The sequence below is a fragment of the Candidatus Rhodobacter oscarellae genome (assembly GCF_001078595.1).
GTDB classification, from domain to species: domain Bacteria; phylum Pseudomonadota; class Alphaproteobacteria; order Rhodobacterales; family Rhodobacteraceae; genus Rhodobacter_B; species Rhodobacter_B oscarellae.
In genome coordinates, this window is sequence record NZ_LFTY01000002.1 from 1615422 (window position 1) to 1633796 (window position 18375).

At 64.7% G+C, this 18375-nt stretch carries 18 protein-coding genes; 9 read left to right on the top strand and 9 right to left on the bottom strand.

Annotated features, from left to right (window positions below):
* Positions 1-202: 202 nt before the first annotated feature.
* The 3 genes from AIOL_RS12620 to AIOL_RS12630 all read right to left on the bottom strand — a co-directional run bounded on the left by AIOL_RS12620 (position 203) and on the right by AIOL_RS12630 (position 2990).
* Positions 203-1501, bottom strand: coding sequence for a Na+/H+ antiporter NhaA (locus tag AIOL_RS12620; protein ID WP_049643305.1), 1299 nt, complete (start codon positions 1499-1501; stop codon positions 203-205).
* A gap of 117 nt (positions 1502-1618) precedes the next feature.
* Positions 1619-2653, bottom strand: a complete 1035-nt coding sequence (locus tag AIOL_RS12625; protein ID WP_049645426.1) for a permease — start codon at positions 2651-2653, stop codon at positions 1619-1621.
* Positions 2646-2990 (bottom strand): ArsR/SmtB family transcription factor, encoded by a 345-nt coding sequence (locus AIOL_RS12630; protein WP_049643306.1) that lies wholly within the window; start codon positions 2988-2990, stop codon positions 2646-2648. The genes AIOL_RS12625 and AIOL_RS12630 overlap by 8 nt, the downstream gene beginning before the upstream one ends.
* A gap of 312 nt (positions 2991-3302) precedes the next feature.
* Between AIOL_RS12630 and AIOL_RS12635 the strand changes: the two genes are divergently transcribed.
* A complete protein-coding gene (locus tag AIOL_RS12635) occupies positions 3303-3890 on the top strand; it encodes a uracil-DNA glycosylase family protein (RefSeq protein WP_049643307.1) in 588 nt (195 codons plus the stop codon).
* Between the two features lie 26 nt (positions 3891-3916).
* Positions 3917-4654 (top strand): SseB family protein, encoded by a 738-nt coding sequence (locus AIOL_RS12640; RefSeq protein ID WP_049645427.1) that lies wholly within the window; start codon positions 3917-3919, stop codon positions 4652-4654.
* Here AIOL_RS12640 and AIOL_RS12645 read toward each other — a convergent pair.
* The 4 genes from AIOL_RS12645 to AIOL_RS12665 form a co-directional block, all read right to left on the bottom strand.
* Positions 4651-5232, bottom strand: coding sequence for a SagB/ThcOx family dehydrogenase (locus AIOL_RS12645; RefSeq protein ID WP_235439000.1), 582 nt, complete (start codon positions 5230-5232; stop codon positions 4651-4653). The two genes, AIOL_RS12640 and AIOL_RS12645, sit on opposite strands and share 4 nt — an antisense overlap.
* Positions 5233-5682: 450 nt before the next feature.
* The gene (locus tag AIOL_RS12655; protein WP_049643310.1) at positions 5683-6672 is read right to left on the bottom strand and encodes a fatty acid desaturase; all 990 of its coding nucleotides are present in this window, start codon (positions 6670-6672) and stop codon (positions 5683-5685) included.
* 173 nt (positions 6673-6845) lie between these two features.
* Positions 6846-7688 carry an FG-GAP repeat domain-containing protein gene (locus AIOL_RS25920; RefSeq protein WP_326973179.1) on the bottom strand — a complete coding sequence of 281 codons (843 nt, stop codon included), beginning with the start codon at positions 7686-7688 and terminating at the stop codon, positions 6846-6848.
* 25 nt (positions 7689-7713) lie between these two features.
* Positions 7714-8037, bottom strand: coding sequence for a 2Fe-2S iron-sulfur cluster-binding protein (locus AIOL_RS12665; protein ID WP_049643311.1), 324 nt, complete (start codon positions 8035-8037; stop codon positions 7714-7716).
* Positions 8038-8146: 109 nt separating this feature from the next.
* Between AIOL_RS12665 and AIOL_RS12670 the strand changes: the two genes are divergently transcribed.
* The 5 genes from AIOL_RS12670 (at position 8147) to AIOL_RS12690 (ending at position 13220) form a co-directional block, all read left to right on the top strand.
* The gene (locus AIOL_RS12670; protein WP_049643312.1) at positions 8147-8527 is read left to right on the top strand and encodes an OB-fold nucleic acid binding domain-containing protein; all 381 of its coding nucleotides are present in this window, start codon (positions 8147-8149) and stop codon (positions 8525-8527) included.
* A gap of 485 nt (positions 8528-9012) precedes the next feature.
* On the top strand, positions 9013-10332 hold the full coding sequence (gene proS, locus AIOL_RS12675) for a proline--tRNA ligase (RefSeq protein ID WP_049643313.1): 1320 nt from the start codon (positions 9013-9015) through the stop codon (positions 10330-10332).
* Positions 10333-10425: 93 nt separating this feature from the next.
* The gene (locus AIOL_RS12680) at positions 10426-11031 is read left to right on the top strand and encodes a DUF2937 family protein (protein WP_049643314.1); all 606 of its coding nucleotides are present in this window, start codon (positions 10426-10428) and stop codon (positions 11029-11031) included.
* A gap of 223 nt (positions 11032-11254) precedes the next feature.
* Positions 11255-12547 (top strand): ABC transporter permease, encoded by a 1293-nt coding sequence (locus tag AIOL_RS12685; RefSeq protein WP_049643315.1) that lies wholly within the window; start codon positions 11255-11257, stop codon positions 12545-12547.
* Positions 12540-13220 carry an ABC transporter ATP-binding protein gene (locus tag AIOL_RS12690; protein WP_049643316.1) on the top strand — a complete coding sequence of 227 codons (681 nt, stop codon included), beginning with the start codon at positions 12540-12542 and terminating at the stop codon, positions 13218-13220. Before AIOL_RS12685 ends, AIOL_RS12690 begins: the two co-directional genes overlap by 8 nt.
* A 162-nt stretch (positions 13221-13382) precedes the next feature.
* On the opposite strand, the gene AIOL_RS12695 is transcribed toward AIOL_RS12690, so the two are convergent.
* Entirely contained in the window at positions 13383-13904 is a 522-nt protein-coding gene (locus tag AIOL_RS12695; protein WP_049643317.1) for a hypothetical protein, read from the bottom strand.
* Between the two features lie 184 nt (positions 13905-14088).
* Here AIOL_RS12695 and AIOL_RS12700 point away from each other — a divergent pair, with 184 nt between their 5' ends.
* Positions 14089-14511 carry a L,D-transpeptidase gene (locus AIOL_RS12700; RefSeq protein ID WP_152912514.1) on the top strand — a complete coding sequence of 141 codons (423 nt, stop codon included), beginning with the start codon at positions 14089-14091 and terminating at the stop codon, positions 14509-14511.
* Between the two features lie 26 nt (positions 14512-14537).
* Positions 14538-15629 carry an isocitrate/isopropylmalate dehydrogenase family protein gene (locus AIOL_RS12705; protein ID WP_049643319.1) on the top strand — a complete coding sequence of 364 codons (1092 nt, stop codon included), beginning with the start codon at positions 14538-14540 and terminating at the stop codon, positions 15627-15629.
* A gap of 236 nt (positions 15630-15865) precedes the next feature.
* Here AIOL_RS12705 and AIOL_RS12710 read toward each other — a convergent pair whose 3' ends face one another.
* Entirely contained in the window at positions 15866-18298 is a 2433-nt protein-coding gene (locus AIOL_RS12710; RefSeq protein WP_049645429.1) for a GcvT family protein, read from the bottom strand.
* Between the last annotated feature and the right edge of the window lie 77 nt (positions 18299-18375).

Below are 18375 nucleotides of genomic sequence, written 5' to 3' on the forward strand. Positions count from 1 at the left end.
GGGTGCCTTTTTGTGTACTGCTGAGGTGCCGCATTTATACACGCGATCTTAATGATAAGGAGTAAACTACCATCTGGGCAGCATTATGTCGGATAGAATCCCTAAGATTCAACAGATCCCATAGGATTGCGGCGAAATCCGGGCAGATTTTCCGCCGATTGGTATGAGAATGACAACAATGTCATCCATCTCAAAGGGAAAATCAGCTCTCCTGTCGCTCAATCCTGAACAATCGGCCCGCGATGATCGAGACCACGGCCGCAAAGAAGCTTAACAGCGCGCCCATCTTGGCCGCATCCTGCACCGGCCCGCTCTCGAACGCCACCGAGGCAATGAACAGTGACACGGTGAACCCAATCGCCGCCACAAAGCCGATCACAAACAGATCAATCGTGCGCATCCCCGCCGGCAGCCCAAGCCGCATCGGCCCGGCTGCGAACCAGCCGAACAGCAGGATGCCCACCGGCTTGCCGATCAGCAGCCCCGCAAGCACCAGCCAAGTCGCCTCCCCGATGGCCGAGAACTCGACGCCCGCATTCAGCAGCCCGAAGAAGAACAGCACGATTTCGACCGGGTGCTTCAACAGGTGCTCGGTGTGGTTCAGCAGGTCGGTCAGGTACTGCTCGGCCTCGCTGAAGATGCCAAAGGCGCGGTCGGCATGCGGCAGCGTCGGCACGATGGGCAGAAGCCCCAGCGCTGGGTGCAGCCCCGCCTCTTGGAAGCCGTACCAGCTGATGGCGCTGGCCAGAAGATAGGGCCAGAACGACAGCCGGTTGCGCACCCAGGTCGAGACTGGGCGCAACTGGTTGCCCTGGTCCATGCGGCGCGGTAGCCAGTTGAACAGCACGTAGACCCCGATGGCCGCCGCCACCGAGAGCAGCAGCATCTCCGGCGCCAGCTCTCCGGAGGGATAGAACACCGCCAGGATGATCAGCCCCGCCGCGTCGTCGGCAATCGCCAGCAGCAGCAAGAAGCGCACCGCCGGGTGCCCGGCCCCGAAGACCAGCCGCCCCACCAGGTAGGCGAAGGCGATGTCGGTCGCCACGGGCACCGCCCAGCCATTCGCCACCGCATTGTAAGTGTCCGAGCCCAGGTAAAGCGCCAGGCCCAGATAGACCGCGATGGGCCCAAACATGCCCCCCGCCGTGGCCACCAGGGGCGTGGCCGCCTTGCGCCCGCGCAGGCTGCCGTTCTTGAGGATCACCGCCTCCCAGACCTCCTTGGCGGCAATGGCAAAAAAGAACGCCATCAGCACGTCGTTGACGAGGTAGTGGAAGGACAGCACCTTTTGGACGTCGCCCAGCTCCGTGTAGCCGTAATACTTACCGTAGGATTTCAGCCAATAGGACGCGTCCACGCCGACCCAGTCGTTCATTAACAGCGGGTATTCGACGAGGTACTTATAGCTGGCGCTATCGAGATTGGCCCAGACCAGCGCGATCAGCGCGCCCGCGATGAGGAGGATCGAGTAGTTCGTGACAAAGTTCCAAACCCTATACACTGACAATCCCCCGCATTAATTCCGTCCATCCGGGATAGAACAAAAATCGCCTGCGGGCAACAACTTGGCACTATGTTTGCGCCTTAACTGCGCTGAGTTCAGCGCGGCGCCTGATTTCTAGGCGACCAGGTTCCAGGCCAGCCCGGCCAGCACCGCGCCGATGAAGGCAAAACCCAGATAGGCCGCAAAGACCCGCGGCTTGACCAAGGCCCAGACCGCCACCGCCGCCGGGATGCAGCTGACGCCGCCGGCCAGCACAAAGGCCATCGCCGCGCCCTGGGCCATGCCCTGCTCGACCAGCCCGCCCATCAGGCCCACGGCCATATAGCCGTTCAGGTAGGCCGGCATCCCGATCAGCGCCGCCATCAAGATGGTAAAGACGCCCTCGCCGCTCAGGAACTGCGCCACGAACTGCGTGGTCTCGTATTCGACCATGATGGCCTCAAAGAGGTAGGCGATCATGAGCCACTTCACCAGAAACAGCGCGTTCTCGACCCAGCTGTCGCGGAAGGCCACGCGGCGCTCGGCCTCGGTCCAGAACCGCCAGACGGGCTTGCCCTGGAAGGGCTTCTTGACGCCGCAGCAGCCGCCCACGGCGGGCTTCTCCTTCAGCGGATCGGCGAAGACCGCCGAGCGCGCGAAGGCCATCGTGGCAAAGCCCCCAAAGAGCCCCAGAGCCACCGCCGCCACGGTCTTGCCCAGCGCGAAGGCCAGCCCCAACTCGCCCGCCGTGATCAGAAACATCGCCGGATCCATCAGCGGCGAGGCCAGCCAGAAGGCCATCACCGCGGCCAGGGGCGCGCCCACGGCCAAGAGCGCCGCGATAAAGGGGATCACCTCGCAGGGGCAGAAGGGCGAGAGCCCGCCCATGAGCGCAGCCAGCACGATCATCACGCGCACGTCACCCTCAAAGGCCTTGGCGATCAAGGTCTCGGCGCCAGAGGCCTTAACATAGGCCACCGCGGATATGGCGAACAGGATGATCGGCGCCGTGCCCGCAAAGGCGCCGAGCGCCGTGCGCACCACCGGCAGGAACATCGCCGCGTCCAGCACCAGCACGATCAGCGGGATCACCGCGACCGCCAGCCAGGCCTTGTCCAGCCGCTTCCAAAGGCTCGGCCCGCCGGGCGCGCGTTGCGTGAGATCAGCCATGTCGATGGTCCTTGTGCCCTGCATCCGTATCGGCGCAGCATTCTGAGAGAAGAAATTGCGACAGCGCCTCGACCAGGTCAAAGGCCGCCGCCGCGCAGATGATCGAGCGCCCGCGTTTCTCTTGCACGACGAGCCCTGCCCCCGCGAGCACCTTCATATGGTGGGTCAGTGTCGATCCGGTGACGCCGGTGCGATTGCCCAGCTCTCCGATAGAGAGCCCCTCTGGCCCGGCGCGCACCAAGGCGTTCAACACGCCCAGGCGCTGCTCGGAGCCCAGCGCGGCGAAGGTCGAGGCGGCCTCGACAGTGGTGATATGCGACTCGCGGTGTGCTTTCATGTTTCGTTATTTCTAGAATTATCGAAATAATGTCAAGTTGAGAATTCGGAGTTTGTTGGATTGGGCCTGGAATGGCTCGCTGGGCGCGTCAAATCTCTTGCAAGAGATTTGCACTTTCCTTCCAAGGAAAGTTGGGCCCGCACGCGGGTAAGGGGTTGCGCATAGAGGATCATTTCGGGGCGCGCCGAAGAAACTCTTTCAAGAGTTTCGCAATTTTCTTGCAAGAAAATTGTGACGCGCCAATGACCGCTCCAGACCAAAAACAACCCCACGCCTTCCCTCTCAACCCATTCCCCGCTACCAGCACACCCCATGACCCTCGCCGCTCTGAAATCCGAGATCGCCGCCTGCCTCCTCTGCGCGGACCGCTTCGCGGCGACCGAGACGACGCACGCGCCGCGCCCGGTTGTTTGGTTCGACGCGGGCGCGCGCATTCTGATCTGCGGACAGGCCCCGGGGATGCGGGTGCATAGGTCTGGCATCCCGTTCGACGACCCCTCTGGCGACCGGCTGCGCGACTGGCTGGGGATCGACCGGGACACGTTCTACGACCGGGACCGGGTCGCGGTGCTGCCCATGGCGTTCTGCTTTCCGGGCTACCGCAAGGGCGCGGACCTGCCGCCGCCGCCCGTCTGCGCCAAGACCTGGCACGGGCGCGTGATGGCGGCGCTCGACCGGCCGCCGCTGCTGCTTTTGGTGGGGGGATACGCGCAGAAGTGGCATCTCGGCGCTAAAACCGCCGTGACCCAAACCGTGGCCGCCTGGCGCGACCACGCCCCGCGTGCCTTCCCCCTGCCCCATCCAAGCTGGCGCAACACGGCCTGGCTCAAGCGGCACCCCTGGTTCGAGGCCGATCTATTGCCCGCGTTGCGCGCCCGCGTGCAAAAGGTGCTGGCGTGACCCCGCTCGACGCGGCCTGCGCCGCAATGGCGGATGGCGGCGAGGCCGCGCAGCTGCGCTTTTTCGACCTGCTCGCCGCGTCCGAGCTGTTCCTGCTGCTCTCGGAGGAGCCGCAGGGCGAGACCGTGTCGCCTGAGGTCTTTGAGACCCCAGAGGGCACCTATCTGTTGGTCTTTGATCGCGAGGACCGGCTGGCCAGCTTCGTAGGGCGCCCCGCGCCCTATGCCGGCATGACCGGGCGCGCGCTGGCCGAGATGCTGGCCGGTCAGGGCATCGGCTTCATCCTCAACGCCGACGCCGAGGAGACCGCCCACCCGGTGCCCACCGATGTGGTGGACTGGCTCAGCGCGACCCTGGCGGACACCCCGCAGGAGACCGCTGCCACCCCGCAGGAGCTCTTGCCCCCCGCAGGATTGCCCGAGGCGCTGCTGACCGGCATCGACGCGAAACTAGCCACAGCGGCGGGGCTCGCGCGCCTCGCCTACCTGTCGGGCGTGCGCTACGACAGCGGCGCGCTTTCGCATATGCTGGCCTTCATTGACGCCCAGCCGGGCGCCGAGACGGCGCTGGCCCAGGCGGTGCACGAAGCGCTGACGTTCTCAGGGTTAGAGGCGGCGACGCTGGACGTGGCCTTTTTTGACGCCAGCGATCCCATAGCGGCGCGACTGGCCAAAGTCGGGCTCCGGTTCGACCTACCCGAGCCCGAGCAGATACAGATCCCAGGCGCGCCGGGCATGGACCCGGACAAGCCGCCAAAGCTCTAGCCCTCGGGCATCCCCAAGCACAGATGCAGCAGCGGGACCTCGGGCGCCTCGACCCGCAATGCCAACGCGGTCGCCTGATCGTCGAACCCTGCCACCAGCACCGAGCCGACGCCGCGTTCGGTCGCATAGAGCATGGCATTCTGCGCCGCGGCCCCTGCCTCAATGTAAAGATACCGCGCGCCGCGCGCGCCTTTGGGCGGCTGATCGGCGAAGTGGCCCGCCATCCTGGCGCCATCCCCGATCAGTGTGACGATGCAGGCGCAGCCCGCCACCCAGGGCTGGTCTCCAATCGCGGCCTCACCCAGCGCGGGCAGCGTGTCCCGGTCATCAATCCGGCGCAGGGCGGGCACGTCACCGCTGGCGGCATAAAGCCCGCCTTCCATGCCATCGACATGGCGCGCAGCCACCCCAAGCCCCAGCGGGTAGAGCCCACCCGCAGAGGGCGCGGCGCGCTTGCCGTCCGGGGTCACGGATCCCAGCACAAGCCCGGCGATCCCGTGGATCGCATCCGCAGGCACCGGCGCATCCGCATAACTGCGCACCGATCTGCGACGCGTCAGGGCCACGTTTAGCGTCATGTTTGTCATATATGGCCTCTTTTGCGCAGACGAACGGAGCGCCGCACCTCACCGTCGCATCCGACAGCTTGCTGCAGGGGAGCGCAAGCCCCTCCCCGAGCTGTCAGACGGCGTCGCGGCGGGCGCGCAAACTTGGCAAGAGGCGCGACGCGGAGATCCAACGCAGGGGCAACTCGGGGAAGATGCGCCGCCCTATGAAGGTCAAGAAATTCGGGGCGATTGTCGCCCCCCGCACGGCTCGCTGCGTTGACGAAGGTCTCGGATGACGCGTCACCTTGCCTCGCGCAGAGGCGTCCACGTCACTTACCGCGCTGAACCGTCGCCCAGTTGACCTGCAAGTATCGTCGCCATCAAATCCCGCCGAGCGGTCAGGCCACCGCAAATCCCGCCCAACGCTGGAGTTACATGATCGCGCGCGTCATTCTGTGAGTGTTTCGCCCTTTTGGGGCGTTATTCTGCCGGGATGGCGGCGGCCTTGGGCGATTTCGGGAATGGCACCAGGCGCTTGGCCTCCTCGTCCCACAGCTTTAGGCGGAAGCTGGCGAAGGCCTCGGGCCATTTGATACGCCGCAGCGCTAGATGCTCGGGCATGCCGTGATGCGCCTTGCGCAGCCGGTAGCTGGGGATGGCGGGCATGAAGTGGTGGATGTCATGATAGGCGATGTTGCAGGTGCCGATGTCCCACCAATGGCCCAGGTCCAGGCAGCTCGAGCCCTGCAGGGTCGCCATGCGGAAATCCAGGTCGGGCTTGCGCTCCCAATAGGTGTCCTCGAAGTTGTGCTGCAGGAAGACCATGAAGACGCCCATATTGGCCGCGATCACCGCCGCCACGGCCAGCACGCCCAGGCCCGCCCAGCCCAGCCACAGGTAGAGCAGCCCGAACCAGGTGAACATCAGCGCGTTATGCGCCAGCACGCCCGCGACGCCGATCTTAGCGGCGTTCTTGGGCCAGCGATAGGCGATGAAGTAGGTAAAGAGCCCGCCCACCGGGATCAGGATCGCCGGGTTGCGATACAGCCGGTAGCCCAGCCGCGTCTTCCAGTCCGCCGCGTCCCATTCCCGCTTGGTCATGGTGAAGATCTCGGTCGTGTCGCGGTGGTCGAGATTGCCCAGATAGGCGTGGTGCATGTTGTGGTTATACTGCCCCGTGCGGTAGGGCGTGAAGGTGAAGATCGACGCCAGCACGCCCGCCCAGTCGTTCTGCCACTTGCGCTCGAACAGCGAGTAATGCCCCAGGTCGTGCTGCAGCACGTATAGCCGCGTCAGGCCGAAGGTGACCACCATCACAAAGGGCGCCGCGGCCCACCAATAGCCCGCGTCCACGATCCGCGCGGCAAAATAGAGGCCCGGGAAGAACGCCGCGAATGTGCCGAAGAAGCTCAGCGAGGCGATGCGATTGTCCTTTTGGGTGAAGGCCTTAAGGTACTCACGAATATCCATGGCAGTCACTTTTTGGTCCAGAATAGCTCTGCAGCGGGCAGGTTTGGATTCACCTGTATTAACTAAAGCTTAAAGGCAAAATGTCTAGATGCTATGACAAAATCTGGTGCCCGTGTGGCAAAGTTTCTCCGATGTAAAGTTTCTCCGATGTCAGGCGCCTTGGCGTGCCCCGGTCACTCGCAGACCAGCGCCCGCGCGAAAGAGCCCTGCCCGTCAAACGCGCCGATGTCGCGCGGGATAAGCGCGCCGCCCTCCAGTCGGGTGGCGATGACCCTGCGCCAGCGCGCGTCGGCGGTGATCATCTCGGGGCCCGCGCCGCAGTCGCGTATCCCGCCCGAGATCCAGTTCTCGCCGATCCGGTGGTTCGTCAGCCCAGGGAGGGACGCGACCTGGCTCACCGCGCCGTCCCTGTAGCGCCAAACGCGCAGGGTCTTCGCCAGATGCGGCCGGTCGATATAGGCCAGCTCCATGTGCCCGTCCCCGTCCAGGTCCGCCGCGCCCAATGGCGCCAGCCAGCGATAGCGCGTGCCAATATAGGGCGTCGCGGCGGCAAGCATCTTGTCAAGGTCCTGCGACATGCGAAATATTACCAGGCGCGCGCCCTGGGCGAAACTTGACTGAACGGCAACGATCTCTGGCACCCCGTCGGCATCAAGATCGACAACACGCGGTAATACATCCTCAAAAACATGGCGGGGCTCAAGGTAGACCGCACCCCGCCCCTTCCATGCATCATCGCGGCGCCAAAGTATGAGCGTCTCCCATTCTAGGGTATCGCCTAACACGCCGTGGCCGTAAGGTGCCTCGCCGGTCACGTTGGCGAAGCAGACCTTCGCGAGAGGGCCTTTTTCGACCTCGACGCAACGCTCGACCCATTGCGCTTGAGCGCCCTGCACCGATAGCAACGCGCACAAAGCTATCGCCGCGCCGCGTAAGACCGCGGGCAACGGGAGCGACGGCAGACGCGGCGCTCTCTTAGATTTGGTCGCATTTCCGGACGAGGAACCGGTATCCACTTCCTCTGGAAATGCTCCGGCCAACTTAAATCTGCTTCTCAGGCATCTGCACCACAAGCCCGTCCAGCGCGTCGGTGACTTTCAACTGGCAGGTCAGGCGCGAGCGCGCGGGGTCGGGCTCGAAAGCGAAGTCCAGCATGTCCTCCTCCATGGCCTCCTTGCCGGGCAGCTTCTCCACCCAGGCCGGGTCCACATAGACATGGCAGGTCGAGCAGGCGCAGGCGCCGCCGCAATCCGCCTCGATGCCGGGGATGTTGTTGTCGCGCGCGCCCTCCATGACGGTCAGGCCGTTGGCCACCTCAACCTCATGTTTGGTGCCGCTGTGCTCGATATAGGTGATCTTCGCCATGGGTGCCCTCTTGTCTCTTCTCGACTTGGCCAAATACGGCTTTCTGGAGCAATTTTCCAGTGACAATCGTTGCTTTGCTTACCGCCGTCGATGTTCTATATATGTTCTCATGCCCTACGCCGCCCGCCCCTCCCCAGAATGGCCGCGCCCGCCCAGCGTCCTGCCGCACTCCCTGCTAGAGCACCCGCCGAACGGCGCGCGCGTGGCCGTGGCGGGGCTGGTGCTGGTGCGCCAGCGCCCCGGCACCGCCAACGGGGTGATCTTCATCACCCTGGAGGACGAGTTCGGCGTCTCCAACGTGATCGTCTGGCGCAAGGTCTACGAGCAGTTCCGCCGCGCGGTGATCGCCGGGCGACTGTTGAAGGTGACCGGCAAAATCCAGCGCGAGGGCGGGGTCTGCCATATCATCGCCGAGCAGATCGAGGATCTTTCGCCAATGCTCGACAGCTTATTGCAGCCGGACCCCGCCCGCTATGCGGATGGACCATAGGGGGCCTTGGGCAATCTATGTGAATTGGCGGAAATGGCCTGGAGCGGACGTTGCGCATCAAGCGCACCACCCTGACAACGTTTGCCGACACCAGACGCAGCGGGACTTACATAGAGCGACCGCCCAGCTTGCCTGGGCTGCGGCCGACCTCCCCCAGGAGGCCGCATTTGCAACCGCGCGTATATTTGAAACGTTTCGATTTCCGGAAATGATGTGAGCGATTGAGCTGATGCGCAGGCGACCTCCAGGTCGGCCGCTGCCCGGGTTGCGCTTGGTTCAAGGGGGAGGCCCCGGGTCAAGCCCGGAGCGGGTTTCTTATGCCCGCTCCAAACCACAACCCGACCGCGAAAGAGCCTCAAAACCAATTCGCAAACACTACGCGCCTCCAGGTAAAACCGGCGCCGCACTCCAGCCCGTCTTGCCCCCGGGCGGCGCTTCCCATATCCCCGTCGGGAACTCGTGATTTGACCCCGGAGAGCCCAGCCATGCGCCTCACCCGCTACTTCCTGCCCGTCCTCAAGGAAAACCCCGCCGAGGCGCAGATCGTCTCGCACCGCCTGATGCTGCGGTCGGGTATGATAAAGCAGCAGGCCGCCGGGATCTACTCCTGGCTGCCGATGGGCTTCAAGGTGCTGAAAAACATTGAGAACATCGTGCATGAGGAGCAGATCCGCGCGGGCCACCACCCGATGCTCATGCCCACGATCCAGCCCGCCGAGCTTTGGCAGGAATCCGGCCGCTACAACGACTACGGCCGCGAGATGCTGCGCATCGAGGACCGGCACGGGCGCGACATGCTGTTTGGGCCCACCAACGAGGAGATGATCACCGACATCTTCCGCAGCCATGTCAACAGCTACAAGGACCTGCCGCTGACGCTCTATCACATCCAGTGGAAGTTCCGCGACGAGGTCCGCCCCCGTTTCGGCGTGATGCGCGGGCGCGAGTTCTACATGAAGGACGGCTACAACTTTGACCTCACCGAGGCCGATGCGCTGCACGCCTACAACCGGCACCTGGTCAGCTACCTGCGCACCTATGAGCGCATGGGGCTGCAGGCGATCCCGATGAAGGCCGAGGGCGGCCCCGTGGGCGGCGATCACACCCATGAATTCCTGGTGCTGGCCGAGACCGGCGAGAGCGAGGTCTTCTATGACGCGCGAATCGAGGACATCCGGCTGGGTGCGCGCGAGATCGACTATGGCAGTGTCGCGCAGTGCCGGAGCATCCTCGACGAGTTCACCGCGCTCTACGCGCGTACCGACGACACCCATGAGGATGCAATCTTCGTGGAGACGCCCGAAGAGTTCCGCCGCAAGGCCCGCGGGATCGAGGTCGGGCAGATCTTCTACTTCGGCACGAAATACTCCGAGCCCATGGGCGCGACGGTGCAGGACGCCGAGGGCAACCAGGTGCCGGTGCATATGGGCAGCCATGGCATCGGCGTCAGCCGCCTGGCGGGCGCCATCATCGAGGCCAGCCATGACGAGAACGGCATCATCTGGCCCTTCGAGGTCGCGCCCTTCAAGGTCGGCATCCTCAACATGAAGCAGGGCGACGCGGGCACGGACGGGATGTGCGAGCAGCTCTATTCGGAGCTGACCAAGGCGGGCCTGGAGCCGCTCTATGACGACCGCGAGGAGCGCGCCGGCGCCAAATTCGCCACGATGGACCTGGTGGGCTGCCCCTGGCGCGTCACCGTGGGCCCGCGCGGGCTGAAGAACGGCGTGGTGGAGCTGACCAACCGCAAGACAGGCGAGAGCGAGGAGATCAAGCCAGAGCTCCTGGTCTCGAAGCTCTCATAGGCCAAGAATGCGCGCAAAGCCGCATTTTCGTCAATTCCCATCGCGCGGGGTTTGCTTTAATCTGGTCGCGAAGCAACGGCTCGGGGCGGGCAGATGATCCGGATACTGGCATTCGTGGCGGGACTTGGGGGCGCGGCGGGGCTCAGCCAGTTTCCAGAGTTTTCGCAGCAGTACTTGCAGCGCCTCGGCGGGGCCGCCGACGGATTGCGACCCGCTATTGAGGCATTTGACGCCACGGCCGCGGATGCGGGCATCACTCGGCAACAGGCGCTGGACAGGTTCCTCGTGTCTGACGATCCCTTTCTGCAGGACCAGGGGCTGACCAAGGCCGCAGAGATCGAACGCTTCAGCACCTTAGAGCGCAACTATGTCGCGCTTCGCGAGGCCTCACCCCTGCAGCGGCTGGGCCAGGTCTACCGGCTGAACGACCGCTCGCTTATTGGCGCCACCTGGGACGATTTCCGCCCCGCGGTCCCGGTCACCATCGACGGGTTCATATGTGCCGCAATTGGTTTCAGCGCGGTTTGGTTGATCCTGATGGGGCTCTTTAAGGGCATCGGCGCCGTCATTCGAAGGACTTGGCAAGAGAATCCCACAGAGCAGATCCGCGACCTTGAGGACCAGATGCGCGAGCTTGAGGACCAGATCGATGGCCTCAAGAGCGAGCCGCAAGAGGATCAGGCGAGGCAGCCAGATTAGCCCACGGCGGTCGGGCATGGGGCGTCGATAAAGCCACTGTGGAACGACCTAGCAGAGATGAAGCCGTAGATTCTTTGGCTTTGGTCGGGTGGGTTTCGAACCCACCTTCCCCGTCACAAGGATGGGTTCAAAACCCATCCTACGCACCTTTACATTGTGGGTTTGCAACGCTGTGGAGACGCCACTCCTTGACCTATTCGCACAATCCTATACCACATCTTCCATGAAAACCGCCCCCTTTGCCCCGTTCGAGTGGATGATCGCCTGGCGCTACCTGCGCGCGCGCCGTGCCGAGGGCGGGGTCTCGACCATGACCTGGATAAGCCTGATCGGGGTCACTTTGGCGGTCTTCGCCCTGGTTGCCACGCTGGCGGTGCGGGCGGGGTTCCGGGCCGAGTTCGTCGACACCGTCCTGGGCACCGACGCGCATGTGACCGTCTATTCGCAGCTCTATGTCACCGAGACCGGGCAGACGACCCGCGCCCTGACGGATTACGCCGAGATGGCCGAGCGTGTCTCTGCCGTGGGCGGCGTTTTGCGCGCGGCACCCCTGGTGAAGGGGCAGGTTCTGGCAAACCTGCGGGCGAGCAATGCGGGTGTGGAGGTGTTCGGGATCACCAAGCCCGACCTGCTAGAGATCCCCGGCATCGCCGGGTCCTCCCAGTCCCTGGGCAGCCTTGAGAGTTTCGGCACCGGGCCCGGCCAGGGCATCGCCATCGGCAGCGGCGTGGCCCGCGAGATTGCCGCCAGCGTCGGCGACAAGATCAAGCTGATCTCGCCCAACGGCGTGCGCACCGCCTTTGGCACCTCGCCGCGCGTGAACGCCTATGAGGTGGCCTATATCTTCCATTCCGGGCGCTTTCTCGTGGACAAGACGCGGGTTTTTTTGCCCTTCGATGAGGCACAGGCCTATTTCAACAAAGAGGGCGTGGCCGATGAGATCCAGGTCATGCTGGCCGAGCCCGAGGCGGTGGACGCTGCCATTCCCGCTCTGCTGGAGGCCGCGGGCGAACGGGCGCTCGTCTGGACCTGGCGCGACAGCGCGGGCGCCTTCCTGCGCGCGCTGCAGATGCAGGACAACGCGCTGTTTATCCTGCTGGCGATTCTGGTGATGATCGCGACGATGAACATCGTCTCCGGCCTGATCATGCTGGTCAAGAACAAGGGGCGCGACATCGGCATCCTGCGCACGGTTGGGCTGACCGAGGGCGCGATCTTGCGGGTGTTCCTGATCGTGGGCGCCTCGATTGGCGTGGTGGGCACGGCGCTGGGTGTGGGGATTGGGGTGCTCTTCGCGCTGAATATCGAGAGCATCTATCAGGTCGTGGACCTGGTCACCGGGCAGCAGCGCCAGTCGCTGGAGCGCGACGGCTACATCTTCCCGCCCGCGCTGCTCTTGTGGAGCGATCTGGCCCGCGCCGTGGGGCTGTCGCTGGGCTTGAGCTTTGTGGTGACGATCTTCCCCGCCCGGCGCGCCGCGCGGATGAACCCTGTGGAGGCGCTGCGCTATGAGTGATGAGGCGCTGGGGCTGACGGGGGTTAAGAAGACCTACAACCCGGGCCAGCCCAACGAGATCAATGTATTGCGCGGGGTGGATCTGAGCGTGGCCAAGGGCGAGGTCGTGGCCCTGGTGGCGCCCTCCGGGGCCGGCAAGTCAACGCTGCTGCACATCGCCGGCCTGCTGGACAACGCCGATACTGGCGAATTGCGCATCGCGGGCCAGGCGATCACCGGCCTGGGCGACCGCCGCCGCACAGCGCTGCGCCGCCGCGCCGTGGGCTTCATCTACCAGTTCCACCACCTGCTGCCGGAGTTCACGGCGCAGGAAAACATCGTGCTGCCGCAGCTTGCCAATGGTGTGGCGCGCGCCACCGCCGAGGCCCGCGCCGCTGAGCTGCTGGCCACCGTGGGCATCGCTGAGCGCGCCAGCCACCGCCCCGCGGCCCTTTCTGGCGGCGAGCAGCAGCGCACCGCTTTCTGCCGTGCGCTGGCGAACGCGCCGGGGCTCTTGCTGGCCGATGAGCCGACGGGCAATCTCGACCCCGGCACCTCGGACGTGGTTTTCGAGGCGCTCATGGCGCTGGTGCGTGAGACCGGCATGTCCGCGCTGATCGCCACCCATAACCTAGAGCTCGCGGCGCGCATGGACCGCGTGGTGCGGCTCGAGACCGGGCGCATCGTCGGGTAGGCTTGGGCCGGTGGACACTCAGCAGACCGACTCAGCGCGAGACAGATATTGCCCAGTTTGCGTTATCTGAGCTTGAAATAGGCGGCTATTGCAGCGCTCAAATGCCTGGTCTGGACCAGTATTCGACTGAAACTGGGGCGTTCTGGTGAGTGTCCAGGGGGCCTAGCTGCCCGCCCCATCCATGGGGTTCGTCTGCCATAACTCAACCAAAGCCAGCAGCGCCCCCACCGCTGCGAGATCCTCCTCGGCCGCTTGCACGTCGCGGGCAGCGGCATCCGTCCCCTCGGCCTGGAGCGTCTCGATGGTGTCCCCCAACCGCGCCTGCGCCTCGCGCAGGATCGCCGCCTGCTCGGTCAGGCGCGCCGCGCGGGAATCCCAGTCCGGCAGCTGCGCCATCTCCCACACGAATTTCGACGTCACCCGCGGCGACACGCGCCCCGCCAGGAACGCCTGAACCGTCAGCGGCCGCGACATGGTCCCAACAAAATGCGCGGCGCCATCGCGCAGCATCCGATCGAGCACCAGCTTATGCTCGGCGCGGGTGAAGCGGATGAAGCTCAAGAGCTGGATGTTTGTGGGGACAAAGATCTCGTCCGCATGGCTGCGCGCAATGCCGTCCAGATCCTCATGCGCGGCGGCGGCCGCTGCCACGAATGTCCAGATGATGATCGCCTTGCGGATCATGTTCACAATATCCAGAACGCCAAATTTGTTGGAAGGTTACCCGCCGCAGTTGCGCGACGCAACGCTCTCTGGCGCGGCACGAATTTATACAGACCGCCCCATAACCTGTGGATAACTTTGGCAAACTTGCGATGCACAGGGGAATGCCGCAGTATGAGCTCATTGAGAGATTCGGGGGAGTCTGATGAGAATTATTGCTGCTCTTTGCACCGCCATCGCGCTGCTATCAGGGGGTGCGAACGCCTCGACAGAGATCGTCGCATGGGTCGACATCTCGACCCAAGAGATGGTTGTAGAGGTGAATGGTGAGCCGCTCCACAAATGGCCCGTGTCCACCGCGCGCCCTGGCAAGGAAACACCGCTGGGCGAATGGGGCGTGGAGTGGTTATCGGCCAAGCACAAGAGCTCGCTTTACAATAACGCGCCGATGCCTTGGTCCATCTTCTACAACGGCGATTACGCCATCCATGGGACCTCGCAGATCAGCCGCCTCGGCAGCCCGGCCAGTGCCGGCTGCGTGCGCCTGCACCCCGACAACGCCAAGACGCTTTACAAGATGGTGATCAAGCACGGCTATGACAGCCTGCGCGTGGTCGTGCAGCAATAGCTGATGGCGGGCGGCGAGGTGCTGCGATGACCGGCCTCAGCGTCGCGGTGATCAAGGGGGACGGCATCGGCGTTGACGTCACCGACGCGGCGCTGGCCGTGGTGGATCGCGCCCTTTCCTTGGTCGGCGCCGCGCCGCTGCGCTATGTGCCGATCCAGGCGGGCGCGGGCTACTTTCAAGAGACAGGGCAAGACATCGAGCCGGGCGGCGAGGAACGCTGCGGCGCATGCGACGCGATTTTTCTTGGCGCCATCGGCCTGCCCTCTGTGCGCCACGCGGATGGCACCGAGATCAGCCCGCATCTGCGCCTGCGCGACCGTTTCGGGCTTTATGCGGGCGTGCGCCCGGTAAAGGCCTATCCCAACGCGCCGCGACGCCTGGCCGATCCGCGGGCCGCGGATATCGACCTGGTGATCTTACGCGAATCCACCGAGGGGCTGTTCTACTCCGCCGCCGCCCATGGCCGCGCTCAGGTGATCGGCGACGACGAGGTGCGCGACACGCTGCGCATCACGCGAGCCACCACCGAGAAGCTGCACCGCTTTGGGTTCCGCCTGGCCGAGCGGCGCAAGGCGAAGGGCGCCCCCGGCCGCCTGACCTGCGTGGATAAGGCCAATGTATTCGCCTCCATGGCCTTCTTCCGCAAGATCTATGACGAGATCGCCCCGGAATTCCCCAATGTCGAGACCGGCTATGCCTATGTCGACGCGCAGGCGCTGAACCTCGTCCGCGCGCCCTGGGACTGCGACGTGCTGGTCATGGAGAACATGTTCGGCGACATCCTGTCGGATCTGGCGGGGGGCCTGGTCGGGGGCATGGGCATGGCCGCCTGCGCCGAGATCGGCGACGAGATCGGGCTCTTTCAGCCCGCGCATGGCTCGGCGCCGGACATCATGGGCCAGGACAAGGCCAACCCGCTGGCGGCCATCCTGTCTGGCGCGCTGATGCTGGAATACCTGGCGGAGCGCTCAGGGCTAGACATCTTCGCCGTCGCCGCCGCGCGGATCGAAGACGCTGTCAGCGCGGGGTTTGCGGCCAACCGCCTCCGACCGATGGAATTCGGCGGCGACATGGGCACGCAGGCGGTGACTAAAGAGGTGTTGGCGCAGATCGGTTAGGTTTGGTTTGACGGCAAGTTTTGGCCGCCATCAGACCTTGGCGCGACACAATTTTCTTGCAAGAAAATTGCGAAACTCTTGCAAGAGTTTCTTTGCCGCGCCCCGAAATGATCGCCTATGCGCAACCGCTTGCCGACCTGCGGACCCAACTTTCCTTGGAAGGAAAGTGCAAATCTCTTGCAAGAGATTTGGCGCGCCCAATCGTCCGTTCCAGGCCAGAGCCGCGTCAAAGCACATCAACCACGCAGTCTTTCCGAGCCGGGATCGTAGAGCGGCTCGAGCGAGACCTGCGCGGGCACACGCTCTCCGGCGACCTCCAGCTCATAGGCACCAGAGAGCACGTAGTCGCGCTCCACACCCGCATCGCAGCGCACATAGCCCATCCCAATGGCGCGCCCAACCGTGTGCCCGAACCCGCCCGAGGACAGCCAGCCGCAGCGCGCGCCGTCGCGATAGATCGTCTCGCGGCCCAGCAGGATCACTTCCGGCGCCGCGGTGAAACTCGCCAGCATCTTCTTGACACCACCCGCGCGCTGCGCCTCTAGCGCCCTGCGCCCGCGAAACTCCTGATCCGTCCGCAGTTTCACCGCCCAGCTAAGCCCGGCCTCCAGCGGCGTGTGGTCGGGCCCGATATCGCTGCCCCAGGCGCGATAGCCCTTCTCCAACCGAAGCGTCTCGATCGCGCGGTAGCCTGCGTTGCGCAGCCCCAAGGGGCCGCCGGCCTTGAGCAGGGCCTCGTAGATCACCGGCGCGTCCTCGATCGGCATATGCAGCTCCCAGCCCTGCTCGCCGACATAGGTGATGCGAATGGCGCGAACCGCGCGGCCCTGAATATCGATCTCGCGCGCGGTCGCAAATGGGATTGCTGCGTCCGAGACATCCGCCGCGGTCACCGCCGCCAGAATGGCCCGCGCCTGCGGGCCGAACAGGGACAGCACGGAGAATGCATCGGTCACATCTTCAAGGGCCGCGGACATCCCCTTGGGGATGCTCCGCCGCACCCAGTGGAAATCATGCGCCGCGAACCCGGTCCCGGTGACGATGTAATAGGCGTCAGGCGCGATGCGCGTGCAGGTTAGGTCGCACTCGATGCCACCGTGGTCATTCAGCATCTGCGTGTAGACGACGCGCCCAACCGGCACGTCCACGCGGTTCGCGGCGACCCAGCCCAGCGCGGCCTCCGCGTCCGGCCCGCGCAGGATGAACTTCGCGAAGGACGATTGGTCGAAGAGCGCCGCGGTCTCTCGGGCCGCGCGGTGCTCCCGCGCCACGGCCTTAAACCAGTTGGGCCGCGCGTAGGTATAGACGTCCTCGGCAAGCTCCCCCGGCGCGGCGAACCAGTTGGGCCTCTCCCAGCCGAGCTTCTCGCCGAAGACCGCGCCGCCGGTTTTCAAGATCTCATAAAGCGGCGAGCGGCGATAAGGCCGGGCCGAGCGGTGCTCCTCTGCGGGCCAGGACATGGTGTAGTGCTTGGCATAGGCCTCTAGCGTGCGGGCGCGGACCCAATCCAGATCGCGATGCGGCGTGCCAAAGCGGCGGATATCCACCGGCCAGAGGTCATAGGGCGGCGCGCCATTGGCGACCCATTCCGCCAGCGCCATGCCCGCGCCACCGCCCGAGGCGATCCCAAAGGCGTTGAACCCCGCGCCGACAAACACGTTCTCCATCTCTGGCGCCTCGCCGAGGATGAAGTTCCCATCGGGGGTAAAGCTCTCTGGCCCGTTCAGCAGCTGCTTGATCCCCGCCTCTTGCAGGGCGGGCACGCGTGGCAATGCCAGCTCGGTGATCTGCTCGAAGTGGTCGAAATTGCTCTCAAGAAGCTGGAAGTCGAAGGGATCCGGCAGTCCGCCGACGGCCCAAGGGATCGGGTTCGGCTCGTAGCCGCCCATGACCAGCCCGCCGACCTCCTCCTTCCAATAGGTCAGCCGGTCGGGGTCGCGCAGGGTCGGCAGGTCCGAGGGCACGCCCATCGGTTCGGTAATCATGTATTGATGCTCGATTGAGACCAGCGGCACCGCGACGCCAATCGTGGCGGCCAGGTCGCGCGTCCATTGCCCGCAGCAGAGCACCAGCTTCTCGCAGGCCACATCGCCCTGAGTGGTCCGCACCCCGGTCAGACGCCCGTCCTCTGTTAGGATCTCCGTCACGGGACAATGCTCGACCAAATGCGCGTCATTCGCCCGCGCGCCCTTCGCCAGGGCCTGCGCAATGTCCGAAGGGTTGGCCTGCCCATCGGTGGGCAGGAAGGCCGCGCCGACCACGTCGCTGACATCCATCAGGGGCCAGAGGTCCTGCGCCTCTTGCGGCGAGAGGAGCTCCATCTCCAGCCCGAAGCTGCGCGCGGTGGTGGCCTGGCGGCGCACTTCGGTCCAGCGCTCTTGGTTGCAGGCCAGTCGCAGCCCGCCGTTCTGCTTCCAGCCCGTGGCCTGGCCGGTCTCGGCCTCAAGCTTGGCATAGAGCTCTACCGAATAGCCCAGAAGCTGCGTGACGTTGGCGTTAGAGCGCAGCTGCCCCACCAGCCCCGCGGCGTGCCAGGTGGAGCCGGAGGTCAGCGCGGCTTTCTCTAACAACAGCACCTCTTGGCCCATTGCCGCCAGATGATAGGCCGTGGAGCAGCCGATGATGCCGCCGCCAATGATGACGATTTTTGACGAGCTAGGCAGCGCCATCTTCACCTCCAGGGGGCCGATTTCTTGCAAGAAATCGGCAAAACTCTGGAATCAGAGTTTTGGTTGCGCGCGACAGA